The 15,712-nt window shown below is 36.0% G+C and carries 15 protein-coding genes and 1 other annotated feature; of the genes, 11 read left to right on the forward strand and 4 right to left on the reverse strand.

Features of this window, described 5'->3' with window-relative positions:
• Positions 1-49: 49 nt before the first annotated feature.
• On the forward strand, positions 50-1,009 hold the full coding sequence (locus T546_RS0108265; protein WP_330371894.1) for an IS3 family transposase: 960 nt from the start codon (positions 50-52) through the stop codon (positions 1,007-1,009).
• 112 nt (positions 1,010-1,121) lie between these two features.
• Here the strand turns inward: T546_RS0108265 and T546_RS0108270 are convergent, their stop codons facing one another.
• The 3 genes from T546_RS0108270 to T546_RS0108280 form a co-directional block, all read right to left on the reverse strand.
• Complete coding sequence (locus tag T546_RS0108270) at positions 1,122-1,763, reverse strand: alpha/beta hydrolase (RefSeq protein ID WP_026891203.1); 642 nt, start codon at positions 1,761-1,763, stop codon at positions 1,122-1,124.
• Positions 1,764-1,859: 96 nt separating this feature from the next.
• Positions 1,860-2,909 (reverse strand): helix-turn-helix domain-containing protein, encoded by a 1,050-nt coding sequence (locus T546_RS0108275; RefSeq protein ID WP_026891204.1) that lies wholly within the window; start codon positions 2,907-2,909, stop codon positions 1,860-1,862.
• A 4-nt stretch (positions 2,910-2,913) separates the two neighbouring features.
• Positions 2,914-4,572, reverse strand: coding sequence for a 2-isopropylmalate synthase (locus T546_RS0108280; RefSeq protein WP_026891205.1), 1,659 nt, complete (start codon positions 4,570-4,572; stop codon positions 2,914-2,916).
• Positions 4,573-4,626: 54 nt separating this feature from the next.
• Positions 4,627-4,901: a binding site (T-box leader), on the reverse strand.
• A 430-nt stretch (positions 4,902-5,331) separates the two neighbouring features.
• Between T546_RS0108280 and T546_RS26110 the strand changes: the two genes are divergently transcribed.
• The 6 genes from T546_RS26110 to T546_RS0108305 all read left to right on the forward strand — a co-directional run bounded on the left by T546_RS26110 (position 5,332) and on the right by T546_RS0108305 (position 11,021).
• Positions 5,332-5,466, forward strand: coding sequence for a hypothetical protein (locus T546_RS26110; protein WP_278246298.1), 135 nt, complete (start codon positions 5,332-5,334; stop codon positions 5,464-5,466).
• 15 nt (positions 5,467-5,481) lie between these two features.
• On the forward strand, positions 5,482-6,333 hold the full coding sequence (locus tag T546_RS0108285; RefSeq protein WP_026891206.1) for a PhzF family phenazine biosynthesis protein: 852 nt from the start codon (positions 5,482-5,484) through the stop codon (positions 6,331-6,333).
• A 353-nt stretch (positions 6,334-6,686) separates the two neighbouring features.
• Positions 6,687-7,097: a VOC family protein gene (locus T546_RS0108290; RefSeq protein WP_026891207.1), complete on the forward strand. Its 411-nt coding sequence runs from the start codon at positions 6,687-6,689 to the stop codon at positions 7,095-7,097.
• 580 nt (positions 7,098-7,677) lie between these two features.
• Positions 7,678-8,691 (forward strand): hypothetical protein, encoded by a 1,014-nt coding sequence (locus tag T546_RS0108295; protein WP_026891208.1) that lies wholly within the window; start codon positions 7,678-7,680, stop codon positions 8,689-8,691.
• A gap of 301 nt (positions 8,692-8,992) precedes the next feature.
• Positions 8,993-9,787 carry a P-loop NTPase family protein gene (locus T546_RS0108300; protein ID WP_034598355.1) on the forward strand — a complete coding sequence of 265 codons (795 nt, stop codon included), beginning with the start codon at positions 8,993-8,995 and terminating at the stop codon, positions 9,785-9,787.
• 229 nt (positions 9,788-10,016) lie between these two features.
• Positions 10,017-11,021: a penicillin-binding transpeptidase domain-containing protein gene (locus T546_RS0108305; RefSeq protein WP_051629681.1), complete on the forward strand. Its 1,005-nt coding sequence runs from the start codon at positions 10,017-10,019 to the stop codon at positions 11,019-11,021.
• Between the two features lie 77 nt (positions 11,022-11,098).
• Here T546_RS0108305 and tet read toward each other — a convergent pair whose 3' ends face one another.
• A complete protein-coding gene (gene tet, locus T546_RS0108310) occupies positions 11,099-13,042 on the reverse strand; it encodes a tetracycline resistance ribosomal protection protein (protein ID WP_026891211.1) in 1,944 nt (647 codons plus the stop codon).
• Between the two features lie 466 nt (positions 13,043-13,508).
• Here tet and T546_RS0108315 point away from each other — a divergent pair, with 466 nt between their 5' ends.
• The 4 genes from T546_RS0108315 to T546_RS0108330 form a co-directional block, all read left to right on the forward strand.
• On the forward strand, positions 13,509-14,447 hold the full coding sequence (locus tag T546_RS0108315) for a GNAT family N-acetyltransferase (protein ID WP_034598357.1): 939 nt from the start codon (positions 13,509-13,511) through the stop codon (positions 14,445-14,447).
• A 128-nt stretch (positions 14,448-14,575) separates the two neighbouring features.
• A complete protein-coding gene (locus T546_RS25280) occupies positions 14,576-14,737 on the forward strand; it encodes a hypothetical protein (protein WP_156951304.1) in 162 nt (53 codons plus the stop codon).
• A gap of 210 nt (positions 14,738-14,947) precedes the next feature.
• A complete protein-coding gene (locus T546_RS23130; protein ID WP_242842203.1) occupies positions 14,948-15,406 on the forward strand; it encodes a GNAT family N-acetyltransferase in 459 nt (152 codons plus the stop codon).
• 37 nt (positions 15,407-15,443) lie between these two features.
• Positions 15,444-15,712: transposase (locus T546_RS0108330; protein WP_026891213.1), on the forward strand; the 269-nt coding region annotated here is incomplete at its 3' end.

Raw genomic sequence — 15,712 nt, forward strand, 5'->3', positions numbered from 1 at the left:
TTAAAAAAGTGAAAGAGTTCGAAAGGAGGCGATTCTAGCCAAAGGAAAACTGGAACCTAAATATCTTACCATCCGGTATTTCGCTGAATATAAGACGTGGAATGTCTGTTGGATGTGTAAGCAGATGGCTGTATCCCGTGCGGGATACTATAAATGGCTTCATCATGAGCCGTCATTAGAAGAAGCAGAAAATGAACAGATTGCCGTATGGATCAAAGAATACAATGAAACTTATAAGAGTACGCTGGGGTATCGTCGAATGTGTAACTATATCAACCGTGATAAAGGGAAATTCTATAGCAAAGGTCGAATCCATCGAATTATGCAGATACTTGGAATTAAGTCAGTTATTCGCAAGAAGAAAAAAACGTACCGACGCTCTACAGCGGAAACTACCGCTGAAAATGTTTTACACAGAGATTTCGAAGCAACCCGGCCGAATGAAAGATGGGGAACAGATGTGACTGAGTTCAAAGTGCCTATGAGCAGTAAGAAAGTGTATTTAAGTGCTATTATAGACCTATATGATAAATCAATAGTATCCTATGTACTGAGCAATCATAATGATAATAAACTTGTTTTTGATACCTATAATCTGGCACTGGTGGCGAATCCAGAAGCAGCACCACTATTTCATAGTGAGAGGGGGTATCAATATACAAGCAGTATATTTCGGCAAAAGCTGAGAGAACAGGGAATGATACAATCTATGTCCCGTGCCAGATGCTGTATTGATAACGGGCCAATAGAAGGCATCTGGGGAATCATCAAATCAGAGATGTACTATATTTCTGATTTTAATACAGAAAATGATTTGAGAGAAGCCATAAGGGAATACATCGACTATTATAACAATGGGCGATATCAAGAACGATATGATAATCTCACCCCAATGGAAGTAAGGAATGCTGCCATGCAATTAGAACACCCAAAACAATATCCAATTCCTATAAATAAACGTATAGAGAATTATAAAGCTAAATTAGCTGCAAAACAGCAATCAGCATAAGAAATGCGACCACTTAACTGGTCGCATCATCTTAAAAAATTTAGTTATTTTACCTGTCTACTTGACAAGGGGCGGTTCAAACTGGTTCGGAGGACTTTTTGCAACAGGGGCTTTATAAGCTCTGTTCTTTTAACCACCCAATCACATCACTTTGTTCCTCTCTCGAGACGCGATGTTCAATCGGATAGGTATGAAATTGTACCTGTTCGGTTCGTTGTTTAAAAAACTGATAATTCTCTTCTCCAATATTTAATGGAAAGATAGGGTCAGCTTTCCCGTGCCCAATAAAGATGGATAGCTCATCGACTGGCTTTAGGGTGTAGTTATCTTTCACATGCTTTGGAATGTATCCGCTTAAAGCTGCAATTCCTTTTATCTGATTTCCCAGTGTCAAAGCAAGACTCATGGATAAGATGGCGCCCTGACTGAATCCGGTTAAAAATTGTCTGGAGATATCCACTGGATACTTGTTTGGAATATCATCAATCAGTTCGGTGAGGGCATTGATTGCATGATCTAAGGAATCTGTATTGGGGTTACCAAAGCCTTTGATTGTAAAATATTCATAGCCTCCATTCAAAGCTAACATACCTCGGATACCCACAAGAATAAAATGATCTTTTAGTTCTTTAAACAAACTCATAATATCCTTTTCGTTACTGCCTCGTCCGTGCATGGCATAAAGAACGGGATATTTTTTGCCCTCTTTCCTATCATAAGGAATAGAAATATCATAATATAAATTTGAATTCATAAGATCACCATGTTCCTTTCCTTGTAGAATGGTTTCATTATTACAAATCAGGAGATAGTTGTCAATATCCCTTCATTAGTACCAAAGAATCTGAATTTATTTACCTTTACGAAACTGGCCTGGTGTCTTAGAGTATTTGTGTTTGAAAAGTCGTATAAAATGTTCTACATTGTGATAGCCAACAGCATCGGCGATATCTTCAACCCGAAGATTACTGGAACATAACATATTACGGGCTTTTTCTAATCTTATTTCTTGTAAAATAGAACTGAATGAATTCCCTGTCTTGCTTGTTATATACTTTGATAAATATGGGCCGGATAGATGGAATTCCTTTGATAAATCCGAAATTGTAATTGTTTTACAGTTGCTCTCGATATATTGTAGAATTTGAGTCATACGAGAGTCTGCCTCTTGACCAATTTGCATGATCTCAGTGTTGGAAGAATCACATCGTAACAAATGACATAATAAAATTTCAAACAAGCTATTGATTATAATTTGATACCGAGCATGCTTATTATAGTTCTCCTGGTATATCGTAAAAAAGATATTTTTAATTTCTTCGTCCGAATTCATGTGAAAAACTAAGACACTTCCATCGTTTTGTAAATATAGTGCATTTAGAAAAAAATCCGATATCACACTATTTCCCGTTAAGCACCGAAAAAATTCTTGATGGAATGTACTTTTTCGGACAATCATCTGTAACGCTATTGTTTTTTCCATAACGGAAGGACTATGCAAAATTCCAGGGGATATAAAGCAGACATCCCCCGATTTTAAGGTTATGATTTTTTCTCCAAGGTTAATATCCATGGCATTTTCTACAACATACACAATTTCAAAATAATCATGCACCGCCTCATGATGAGGCATAAAACGGCAGTATTTTTCAATGTAGATGTCATCTTGATTGTCCCACATAGCGGTTTCGGGAGCAAACATTTCACGGTCGTTGGGCAGCATTCCATTGATATATATGCGCTTTTTCCACAAGTCATGAGAATTATATTGATTTAAGAAAAGGTTAAGTGCTTTCTCGTCTGTTTGCAGAGCGGCATACTCCCTATAAAATAACTCCTGCTCATTATATTGCATTAAATGTTGCATCACCTCGCTTTTATCCAATTCATTCTCATTCATGGTTTTAATCTCCTAATAATTTATTCACCGCAATTGACAATGCAAAAGCAGATGCTTTTATTATATCCTTGTCAATTCCTGCTCCCCAGTATAATTTTTCATTTGCAAAAATTCCGATATATGCCGAAGCCATTGCTAATGAGCTTTTTCCCATAGAATGTTCCTCATATATTTCTAAATCAAATTCCACGGAACAATGCTCTTTTATTGCATTGCTGATTGCATCAAGGCTGCCATTGCCATTACCTTTTATAAGCATTTGCTTATCATTTTGCGATATCGTTAATATCGCTTCATGTGATTCTTCAATATTTATTTTGATATTTTCTATTTTGAATTTTGGGAAAAATTCAATGTATTGTTGTTTGAATATCTGATAGATTTCCTCGGTACACAGTTCTTTATTTTCTCGATCCGATACCTTTTTTACAAAATATCCAAGTTCCTCATTCATCTTATATGGCATTTTAATACCATAAGCATTTTGCAGTATATAACCGATACCACCTTTTCCAGATTGACTATTGATACGAATGACATCAGTCTCATAGTTACGACCCAAATCCGCAGGGTCTACCGGAATATAAGGAACCTCCCATTTCTCCATTTTTTCCTGCTCACGATAATTCATTCCTTTAGAAATGGCATCTTGGTGGGAACCTGAAAAAGCTGTAAAGACTAGTGAACCTGAATAAGGCTGCCTTTCCGGAACAGACATCTTTGTTAAACGCTGATACGTATCACATATATGGTTCATATTGCTAAAATTCAACTTTGGGTCGACACCCTGGGAATACATATTCATGGCGACTGTAATAAGGTCAACATTTCCAGTGCGTTCGCCATTTCCAAAAAGTGTACCTTCGATACGCTGCGCCCCGGCTAAAAGTCCATACTCTGCATCACATACACCACAGCCTCTGTCATTATGAGGATGAATTGATAATATAATAGAATCTCTATCCAACAAATTCTTATTAAGATACTCTAACTGACTTGCGTAAATATGAGGCATGGCATTCTCGACAGTGGTTGGAATATTAATATTTGCTTTATGATTGCGTGTGGGCTTCCAAATCTCTATCACACTGTTGCAGATATCAAGTGCAAAGTCAACTTCTGTTCCTGGAAAACTCTCAGGACTATACTGAAAATAGAAGTCACCCCTGGTTTTTTCAGCCAGCTGCTTAAATAAAATAGCACCGTCAACCGCAAGCTGTTTGATTTCCTCTTTTGATTTATGGAATACCTGCCTGCGCTGGGCTTCAGATGTTGAATTGTACAAATGAACAACCGCTTTGGGTACACCGTCTAAGGCTTCAAAAGTTTTGCGAATAATATGCTCTCTGGCTTGCGTTATAACTTGGATCGTAACATCCTCTGGTATCATTTTGTTTTCAATTAACGTTCTCAAAAAATGAAAATCCGTATCAGATGCAGCTGGAAATGCAACTTCAATTTCTTTAAATCCGATATCTAATAGCATTTGATACATTTCCAGCTTTTCCTGTAACGTCATTGGTGTAGGCAGGGACTGGTTACCATCTCTTAAATCCACACTGCACCATATTGGAGCTTGTTCGATTGACTGCTTTTTTACCCAATCATAAGACATAACAGGGGGTAAAAAGAAACTTTTTTCATACTTTTGATGATTAAACATAGTATATTCCTCCATAATGATAATAAAAAAAGTCTCACGTCTCCGGCTATATGCCAAGGAGACGAAAGACTTAATCTTACGCGGTACCACTCCGATTCATAATACCTAAGTATTATGCGCTTATTCAGATACGAGCATAAATGCCTTATATCCTCCCCTGATAACGGTGGGTTTTCCGTTCTTAGCTACTCTCTAATTTCTGCAAAGCATAATTAAATTTGACTAAAACTGCTCAAAGGTGAGTTCTCTGTATTCCTTTTATTGCTTCGCATCAACCAGCAACTTTCTGAAACCAGTTTACAGATACTAATCCTTTTCTCAGCATTTTCAATATGTGATTTTTATACTATCAGATTCAAAGTAAACTGTCTAGTGAGAGATATAACTTTATAAATTGATGTTTTATATACCAATTTGCCCAAATTCTCATGCGGGATTATTGGCAAATCTGCTTGTTGGGGAGTATCCTAAGCCCTCATTTGGACATTGCCTTCAGGTTGTGGTTGCGTCTCCTGCGGAGGCTTATAAAACACCCAATTTAAAAGATTGTTGAATAAAAATAAGATAAAAAAGTGAGTAGTAAGTATATTACTGTTCGCTTTTTTTGTATATGGGTGAAACAAGAACTCCTCTTCCCTGTCCATTTAACGGTACGTGCAGTTAAGAGAATATACAATTTGCACAGGCTCCTGGTATTTGATATAATGTATAAATATAAATTTCTTAAAACCTGAAATTATTAAATGAAAGCCCATAGGCATGAAAAAGGAAGTCATGTATATTTCAAAATATTTTCTGGGGGGAGATATAAATCCAAGTTATTTTACAATAAACAGGAATTTTTGGAGAGTACCATATAAAAAACAACCTGTTAAAATAGACCCTATGGGGTAAAGAAGGAGAAACCAAATGATTTATTATCATGTAGATGTGTTTAGCTCTGAAATTCTGTCAGGGAATGGCTTGACCGTTATATTTCATGAAGAAGATATGAGTACGCAATATATGCAGGCAATTGCGCAGGAGTTCAAGCAATTTGAGACTATTTTTCTCAGACAGACCGGAGAGAATCGATTTCGCGCCAGAATCTTTACGGTGGAAGAGGAATTGGATTTTGCCGGGCATCCGATTTTAGGAGCCATGGCAGTAATTCACGAGAAACTGTATGCAGAAATACAAAATGCAACCGTAGTTTTTGAGTTAAACAATAAAACCTTACAAGCGGAATCAGTAAAAATGGAAGGCTATTTTCAAGCTACGATGAATCAGGGGGTACCCGAATTTTTGGGAGCTGTTGTTGATGGTGAATTGGTCAATACGTTTTTGCATGCACTAAATCTTACAGCGGACAATCTACATCCCAAGCTTCCAATGGAGGTTGTTTCAACGGGATTACCATATTTAATTGTTCCTCTTGCTTCAGGGTTAGAAAAGGCTAAAATCAGTACCAAAGACTTTGAGGCCCAATTAGAAAAAATTCAAGCTAAATTTGTTTACGTGTTTAGCGTAGATAGAATGGAAGGTCGTACTTGGGATAACAGAGGACTGATCGAGGATGTAGCAACCGGCAGTGCAGCTGGTCCGACTGGAGCTTATCTCTATAAATGGAATATTTGCAATGCTGATGAAGATGTCTTAATTAATCAAGGTGGTTTCGTAGGAAGACCCAGCAAGATAAAAGTATTTGCGGATCAATCCACAGGACACATTAAGGTGGCCGGAGATGTTAAAATAATTGCGAAAGGACAACTTTTAATTTAAATATACACTACTGCCAATGAAGCACGAGATTCAGGAAATATCTTCTTCGTACATTCCCCACATGCTGGAACAGTGGGCTTGTTGGAGTGGAAAGCCCAGTAAATCAAAGGGATTCGGAAATTTGGACAGGATATATAAGTGAGTTTTAGTAGTGGATCAGAGAAAATATGTTTCTGGGTATCGCGGTGGGGTAACGAAAACGAACGTTTGTCAAAGGGTTAGAATTCCGCCATATAAGCACTTTTGTTTACAGCTGAGTGATAAATGTAATTTGTAAATTAGCTTTAGGGATAGGAAATAATATTATTTATCCGAAACAAATAATTATGTGATTATAAAGGAGATGGCTGACAATGAACGGAAAAGATGTAAGAGTGGGCGCATGCCTGTTAGCTGGAAATGTAGACAACCTGGTTCGATTTTACAGAGATACCTTGGGCTTTCATACTCAATGGGATGGTGGGGATTTCGCAGAGTTTGAAACGGCAAGCGGTGAGCTATCCTTGTTCATGTATAGCAGGAAAGCATTTGTGCAGGCAATTGGAGAGAGCTATGTTCCTCCAAAAGGGATTAATCAGACATTTGAAATTTCCCTTTGGCTGCCCTGTTTTGCCGATGTTGATGCGGAATATGAGCGGCTATTGAAGCTGGGCGTACAATTTCCAGCGGGGGAACCCATAACCTATCCTTTCGGCATCCGCAACTTTTATGTTGCCGATCCGGAGGGGAATCTACTTGAGATAGGCAGTAGGAGCGAAACATAGATCAGAAATTTGATCTATTAATAAGACTCTTTTATTTCATACTCTAATCTAATAATATGAGTATTTGATGTGAATAGTAAAAATATTTTCAAGGGTAAACAGTATTGGATTGGGAAAAATCTCACATCATCTAGGATTTCATTGACGTACTTCTGCTATGAAGTTTAAAACTTAAGTCCACAGGAACTTGGAAATTTTCAAATTACTTGAGTGAAAGAGTAGTAATTCAATGAAGACATGATTAAAACAGACTATCACCAAAGTATACTTTGACGCTAAGAAGGTACCGTGCTTTATTGTTATCTGTATTACAGCAACAAGTTATTTCGAGACTGTAGTGCTGTTGAAGGAAAAAACTGGAAAAATAACGATTTTTTCAAAATGGTAAAGGTGCATTTAATATATATATCTATAATTTTGATAAAATATATATGTTTATTGTGGCAATTAGAGGATATAAAGTTTAGATAAAAGATTGAATGTAGATCATACCTCAAGTTGTTTATCTATATTTAATGATTTGAAAAATTATAGTTGCTTAATAAGGTCAAGTTTACAATTTATGATGAGGAATATTACAATGGAAAAAAAATGTGCAATAGAACTATATGTTAATAAAAAATATTTATTTCCTAATAACTACTTGGAGGAAGTTAAATCAAGTATATTGGCTGATGAAAATGATTACGACATTTATTTTATCTTACATGGAGATGCTTTTAAAATAAATGAAATTAGTGAAAATGGACGTTTATTACATATTATTGTGGTGAATATAACTAATGGTAGCAAGTATTTTATAAATATTGATGTATTTGTGTCTTTTTTTGTACCTAATTGTTCTTATCTTGTGATAAGCTCATTAGATGAAGGATCTATTTTAAAAGTAGAGTATAATAAAAAAGGTATTGAATATTTAAAGAAATACTGTCCTGAGGAGTATAAGGTTTATGCTGAGCATCTTGAAAAAGAGGGACATGCTGATGTTATAATTCATGCTAAGTCATTAATGGGAATGCAAATGGAGAGTAATGGGCAAGAACATGTTGAACAATATGATGTATTATATATAGGACAGACAAAACAGGATGATATATTTAATAGGTTAAATAATCACGGAACACTACAAAGAATAATGAGAGAGAGTTATAGAAGCAGTTCTCAAAAGGATTTGTATATACTAATACTCTCAATTGCTACTAAACATATTGAGACCTCAAGTATACCGTTTTATAATGCCAACTTTTTAATGTCTAATACTTTAAATAAAGGATTTAAACTAAATAATTTAAAAAAAGATTCTATGATTAATATAGCAGAAGCATTGTTTATCTCTTATTTTCAACCTAAGTATAATGATAGATTAAAGAGTAGAGAAGGGAGAGAAAAATTAAGTACATATAGAAAGATTGATAATGCAGAAATAAATCCCATAATCCTAACATTTGATTTATACTATGAAGAGGTTAAGAAAAAATTGATTTTAAAAACTGATCTAGAGTCAACTCAAAACAAAGTGTTAATGATAGAGTGTGTTTTTGAAAACGAAAACCTAGATGTAAATTGCATTAATTTTCCTGATGCTTTTTATTAGTAATAGTTAGCTTTAATCATAGTGTAGTTGAAATAGATTAAATTAAGAAAAAATATTATTACTTTGCAGAGAAAAAACATAACTTTAATATCTGTGATAAGGTCAAAAGAAAACTAAAATTCAGTTTTAAATATTCTACCTTCTTATTTTTGATCTTGTGAAAATTTTTAGGAATTCCCTTATATAAAAAAAGGTTACCAAGGTGAGGATTAAATACTGAAATTTAGGCAAGGTAGATTTTGAACAAATAGGTTTATAACACTAGAAATAAAGTGGGTGATAATCAGCAATTGAGGTAGATATGAAAAATATTTTTATAGAAGGAATACAGGGGACCGGTAAGTCAACATTGATGAAATCACTAAATGAAAAACTCAATGGATACCATATGTATTTAGAGGGAGATATTTCTCCAGTTGAACTGGCATGGTGCAGCTATATGACAGAGGAAGAATATCAAGAAGCTCTCGAAAGGTTTCCTGATTTAGTGCCAGAGATAGAAACGCATACAAAAAAAGAAGAAAATCATTTTATTGTAGAATATACGAGAATTGTGACGGATGCAAAAGGGTTTCATCATTATATGGAGCAGTATGAGATCTATAATGGAAGGCGATCATTTGATGACTTTAAAGACATAATCTTTCGTCGGTTACAAAAATTTCAAGGAACAGGAAATATGTTTGAGTGTTCTTTATTTCAAAATATAATAGAAGAATTGATATTATTCTATTGTAAGACAGAGGAAGAAATCATCGGTTTTTATAGAGAAATATTTGAGATCATCAAGCAAAAGGATTTTATTTTGCTCTATCTCTACTCTGAAGATATAGAAAGTAATATTTTGAAGATTAAAAAAGAACGTTCCGATGAAAATGGTGTGGAGATGTGGTACCCTCTTGTGATGAGATATCTAAATGAATCACCTTATGGAAAGAAATTTGGGTTTTCAGATATATCAGACATTGTCGCGCATTATAAAAGACGTATGGATCTTGAAATGAGAATTATAAAAGAGATAATGGAAGGGTATTCAATGATATTACCTGCCAAGATTTATGATATACAGGATGTCATTAATAAAATGGAAGAATAAACATAATATGTTTGCCATGTAGTATATAATACAGCTTCCACAGCACGTGGAGACGGTTTGTCTGCTAAAGGTGAAATGCAATATTTTCAAGGGGGCGTTGGTTTAATCCAACGCTTTTTTACGTTGAGAATTATTATAAAAGTAGAAAATTAATGAATAATATGATAATATCCTCTATATATTACAAGTGTAATATTACACCAAAAACATTATATCAGGGGGATTCAATATGAAAGTATCAAATGGTAAAAACACAGAAAAATGGAGTCTGCAAAAAGGTACGGTCGTAAAAAAGAGTATTTTTTATCTATTAACATTTATAGTTTGTTTAAGTTGTATTGGATGTAATAAAGCAAATGATACCAACAATAAATTGAAATCTGAGGATACCACATCAGTATCAGATACTCCTGCAAGCACAACTTCTCAGGACACCTCAATAGAAAAACAAACATCTCCCAATGCTTTGGAGGCTACGAAAGCCGCATCAGTAATGGAAGCCGTTGACTATACGGATTGTTTTGACAACTTCAAGGGTTGTGCTGTTTTTTTAAATAGCAATAAAAATACATACTATATGTATAATCAAGAGCTATGTGAAGAACGGTCATCGCCGTGCTCAACCTTTAAAATCATCTCAACTTTAATGGGATTAGAAACTGGCGTTATAAATTCCATTGAGACGACCATGGGATACGATGGAACCAAATATTCCAATGAAAAATGGAATCGAGATTTAAACTTAAAGGATGCATTTAAAGAATCATGTATATGGTACTATCGAAAAGTCATAGACCGTGTTGGCCAAAGTGAGGTCCAGAACTGGCTTGATCAATTAGATTACGGAAATTGTGACATCAGCGAATGGGAGGGCAGTGGAACGAATTCTATGCCTACGATGAATGGATTTTGGTTAGAATCCTCATTAAAGATTTCCCCCAAGGAGCAGGTAGATACCATGGCAAAGATATTCGAAGGAAAGACCAATTTTTCTGAGAGGAATATTAGTATTCTCAAAGAGGTGATGTTAATTCAGAAAGATGATAAAATCTCTATTTACGGAAAAACAGGTTCAGGGAAAAGTGGAAATGGCTGGTTTGTAGGAATGTTAGATAAAAGTGGTGAAAAATACTACTTTGCAATACATTTAACCGAGGAAAACAGAAAGGACTCAAGGAAGCCAAATGCAAAAGAAATAGCGCTGAATATAATTGATAAGTATTATGCCAAATAGTAGATCAGGCAAGAATCTGGCTTATCAGAACAAATTCCTGCCTTTATTTTTATCAATATAATTGCTGATTTATGTGATTACTTACTTATCTCTTCATAGGTCTTGTTAAATAAGTGGCGGGTCTTGTCCAACCTGTCATCTGGTTTTCTGGCTTGTGTAAAAGTTTCGCCAGTATTTTGCTGGTAACCTGCTAGCTCTGTTAAAAAAACTCCACGGCCATTTGTGAACTCTGAAAGCTGCTCTTTGTATAATTGAGATGTGCGTGCTGGAATTTTTCCTGACACTATGATCTCATTATGCTGTGTTTTCATGGATTCAATTTCTGCATGATATTTCTTCAGGTCATTATAAACACGTGCATTGCAGTCTTGTGGAATGTAAAGCTCAAAGGATAAGCAGGGCTCTAACAGCTCAGTTCCTGACTGCCTGAAAGCCTGCTCCAACACAATGGGAGCCAAATGCCGAAAATCAGCAGGTGTACTTACGGGACTGTAATACACTCCATATTCAAAGCAAACTTTAAGATCGGTTACCTCCCATCCGTACAGCCCTTGCTTGCAGCCGTATCGAATCCCCTCTTCCACAGCATTTTGAAATGATTTATTTAGATATCCGTAGGAAACCTTACTTTCATAACATAGACCGGTTCCGATGGGAAGCGGCTCTATGGATAATCCGATGGATGCCCAATAAGGATTTGGCGGAACTTCAATATGGGCAGTGAATGCTGCGTTTTTAATGGGTCGTTCCTTATAAATAGTTGTTACATTTTCTATTTTCACCGAAAGGTGGTATCTGCTCTGCAATAAAGAAAGGATGACTTCCATTTGCACCTTTCCAAGAAACTCCATAATGATATCAGTGCTTCTGGAATCCAATTTGTATTGCAAAAGAGGGTCAGTTTCTGCCAGTTCTGCCAAGGCCTCCAGCAGACGCGCTCTGTCGGATGGAAAGACAGGGGCAATGTTGGATTGCATAATCAGGTTTTGATTGTGTAAAATTGTATTATTATTATTAGGTATCGTGCCTATGGAGTCTCCAATTTTGCATCGTGCTTCATTGGGAAGAATTGCAATATCACCGCATGGAACACGATCGGTTTCAACTATTTTTCCATTGCTGGACATCTCTAATTTCTTTATTTTAATGCTGTCAGAATGTTCTTTTAACTTTAGTACATCACGGGTTCTTAATGTTCCGCCCCAAATACGCATATAGGTACGTTTGTTTCGATTGTCATCTCTTTCAATCTTATATACCAGCGCAGAAAGATTAGGGTCTGGCTGTAATATATAAGACTGGAATTCCATTACAATCCCATCCATCAGTTCCTTTGTACCTATATGCTTAAGGGCACTGCCATGATAGATAGGCAAAAGGCTGGCGTTACTCATATGTTTCGATCTGCTCATAAATAGTTCCTCGGTTGTAATGGGCTGATCCATTACATATTTCTCAAGCAAAGCTTCATCCCCTTCAATAATTATATTTCTAAACTCATCGGTTAGTTGATCCGGCCTGCTGGTGATAAGTGTGCTTTTATTTGTAATGCGTTGCATGATTAAAATGTGAGAGGTTAATTTCTCCTTGATATCTTTATAAAGGGAATCAAGATCAATGTCAGGCTGATCGATCTTATTGATGAAAATTAAAGTGGGAAGTTTTCTTTTTTTTATGGCATCAAATAAAATACGTGTCTGAGCCTGTATGCTATCTTTGGCTGATATCAGCAAAATGGCACCGTCTAGTATATTTAGTGAACGCTCTACCTCGGAGTAAAAGTCCATGTGCCCCGGAGTATCGATCAGGTTAATTTTAACATTGTTCCATTGATAGGAGGCTATGGAGGCTTGTATTGTGATTCCTCTTTGTTTTTCCAGTGCCATAGAATCAGTAATAGTCGAACCACTATCCACACGTCCGGATTCAGCAATGGTACCGCTGGTATAGAGCATACTTTCTGTTAATGTTGTTTTTCCTGCATCTACATGCGCCAGGATACCTATATTCAAAATTTTCATAAATTGCACCTCAAAGAATTGTTATAATATAAAAAGCCCTGTGATCAGAATACTTTCATCACAGGGACTTGCTATCATAACAATTATGAGCACAACATGAAAAAACTGTAAGCGAGTTAATCTACAGCGTGGCATCAATAATATATGAAAGTATTCTTAAATAAAGGTACAAAAACCAAACCTATTACATCTGTAATAAGCTCTCATCTTTCATACCTGACATCATTCAATTGATTGTTATTTAAGAATACCCTGCCGCATTGTAGTTTATCTCCTTTGATTGCTTTTTTCATGTTACCTCATCATTCCCTCATTTGTCAAGCTCACTTCTTGCAAACTGGAATGTGTAAATACAAGAATTAGCAATGACAAATGCTAAGTAAGGTAGTATAATTATAAGAAATGCGGCCAACGGCCGTTAATAGAAAACTAATAATCATATGTACAATTTATCAGGAGGATTTATTTGAGCAAAACAATCACAGAACCATGGATCAAGCTGAATAATAACCTGACTCGTCAGGATTACCAACAAATTCATGCACTAGAAACCCTATGTGCCAACGAGGATCAAGTTTCTTTCAAGCTTGAGCTTGACTATAAACTTACCGTTGAAGAAAGCAGTACTGGTAAAGACCGCCAACACCACATCAACGAATTCATGTACTTTGATGGAGAGCAGTTAATTGGATATATAGGCTTATGCAGCTTTGGTGGTGCAGCCATGGAGATTAACGGCATGGTACACCCTTATTACAGAAGGCAGGGGATTTTTACTAAGCTGCTTGAGCTGGTGGTTTCAGAATGTAAGAGGAGAAAAGCAGGAAGTATTCTTGCTTTGTGCGATCATAAATCTGTTTCTGGTCAGAAATTTTTAGAGAAGGCAGGAGCGATCTATCAATCTTCTGAATTTGAAATGTATCTAAACCGGGAAACCTATGAAACAATACACAAGGAGACTCATGGCATCACTTTTAGAAAAGCAACCAATGAGGATGCCAGTGAGATAGCAAGACATGACGCAATTTATTTTTCTGACATTACGGGAGAAGAGAATGAGGAAGATGCTGACGAAGAGATTCTCCTGCCCGAAGACGAAGAAAAACATGGCAATATAACTTATATGGTGGAAAAAGACCAACAGGTAATTGGCAAGGTGAAGCTGGAAACAATCAATGGAGTCACCGGAGGAATCTACGGGTTAGGGATACTTCCGGAATACCGTGGAAATGGATATGGTCGGGCACTCTTGTTAAAATCCATAGAAAAACTATTAGAGGCAAAGGCAACGGAGGTTATGCTTCAGGTCGCCACCGGAAATTCCAAAGCTCTGAACCTGTATCAATCCTGTGGATTCCAGGAAACATACCGAATGGATTATTATGAGCTGAATCAATCGCAGTGATTTCTATTGCAAAAGAATAGGAAGTCATTTACACTATAATATAACAGCTTGTAAACTTTTAATTATAGAAAGAGACTGTACTACAACTGGTAACTTGAAAACGGATTTATTCTAATGGAGAAAAAGAAATGGCAATGAACGATATAGAGAAAATGAAAAAATTAATTGAAGAAAAGAAAGCAAAAGGCGGTTTTTTACAGGCAGAAAAAAAGATTGGTTCTGGTAAAGTGGAAAAACGGAATAAGAACATAGGCGTTGAATTTACAAGAACCCATAAAATATCACAGTAACATAGCAATATTCATATCATCGCATAGGGGAGAGCAAGTCATCACTCAAACGGATGGTATTGACAAAAAGATACAGGTAATTACTAGAGCAGATGGAGACTTATTATAAGAGCCATCTGCTCTTTTCATATAATCATGGATATCCTTTTGGATATCACATTGTTTTTTCAGTAATAAGTAAGTATGATAGTCATAGATAAATTTAAACTTATGGAGGAGAATGAACAAATGAATATAAGATTAGTTCCAATCTGTGAAAATGACATTGCCGCCTATAAAAAAGATATGCAAGAGGCATTCCAAAAGGGTGCGGCTCATGAGTTCGGCAAATTAGATGTTGAAATACTGCCAGAACAAGACATAGATAAATCTCTTTCAACCAAAGGGGCCGTGGCGTACAAAGCTGTAGCTGATGAAGAAATAGTTGGCGGTGCAATTGTTGTAATCAGTGAATCCACCCAGCATAATCACCTTGATTTTCTCTATGTAAAGCATGGTGTGCAGAGCAAAGGCGTTGGACAGGAGATTTGGAAGGCCATAGAGAAACATCATCCCGAAACAAAGGTATGGGAAACAATGACCCCTTATTTTGAAAAAAGGAATATTCACTTTTATATCAATCGCTGTGGATTGGGAGAATCCCAAAGTTTGTGTAAACTTTCAAACTGATGTAAAATAAAATTACTCAGTTTGGAGGTTTTATTTTATGGCAAAAAGAAGAAGGGACGAGTCTCCCGAAAGACAGGCACTACGTGAAATGATGAATGGATATCTGAAAGAAAATCCAGTTAAGAATGGAACAGATGTCAATGGTCTCATGAGAGAAATGATGTCTGTCATCCTGGAAGGTAGTCTGGATGGTGAAATGGAGGAGGAACTTGGTTACTCCAAGTACGATTTCCGTAACAAAGAAACAGATAATAGCAGGAATGGTTATAACTCAAAAACATTACATACTAGTTACGGAGACATGGA

The organism is [Clostridium] aerotolerans DSM 5434, from assembly GCF_000687555.1.
Lineage (GTDB): Bacteria > Bacillota > Clostridia > Lachnospirales > Lachnospiraceae > Lacrimispora > Lacrimispora aerotolerans.

Bases quoted from the DNA above. Each gene is read 5' to 3' on its own strand.
- T546_RS0108270 (WP_026891203.1), bottom strand. From the start codon at position 1,763: ATGAATTCAAATTTATATTATGATATTTCTATTCCTTATGATAGGAAA.
- T546_RS0108275 (WP_026891204.1), bottom strand. From the start codon at position 2,909: ATGAATGAGAATGAATTGGATAAAAGCGAGGTGATGCAACATTTAATG.
- T546_RS0108280 (WP_026891205.1), bottom strand. From the start codon at position 4,572: ATGTTTAATCATCAAAAGTATGAAAAAAGTTTCTTTTTACCCCCTGTT.
- T546_RS26110 (WP_278246298.1), top strand. From the start codon at position 5,332: ATGAAAAAGGAAGTCATGTATATTTCAAAATATTTTCTGGGGGGAGAT.
- T546_RS0108285 (WP_026891206.1), top strand. From the start codon at position 5,482: ATGATTTATTATCATGTAGATGTGTTTAGCTCTGAAATTCTGTCAGGG.
- T546_RS0108290 (WP_026891207.1), top strand. From the start codon at position 6,687: ATGAACGGAAAAGATGTAAGAGTGGGCGCATGCCTGTTAGCTGGAAAT.
- T546_RS0108295 (WP_026891208.1), top strand. From the start codon at position 7,678: ATGGAAAAAAAATGTGCAATAGAACTATATGTTAATAAAAAATATTTA.
- T546_RS0108300 (WP_034598355.1), top strand. From the start codon at position 8,993: ATGAAAAATATTTTTATAGAAGGAATACAGGGGACCGGTAAGTCAACA.
- T546_RS0108305 (WP_051629681.1), top strand. From the start codon at position 10,017: ATGAAAGTATCAAATGGTAAAAACACAGAAAAATGGAGTCTGCAAAAA.
- tet (WP_026891211.1), bottom strand. From the start codon at position 13,042: ATGAAAATTTTGAATATAGGTATCCTGGCGCATGTAGATGCAGGAAAA.
- T546_RS25280 (WP_156951304.1), top strand. From the start codon at position 14,576: ATGGCAATGAACGATATAGAGAAAATGAAAAAATTAATTGAAGAAAAG.
- T546_RS23130 (WP_242842203.1), top strand. From the start codon at position 14,948: ATGGAGGAGAATGAACAAATGAATATAAGATTAGTTCCAATCTGTGAA.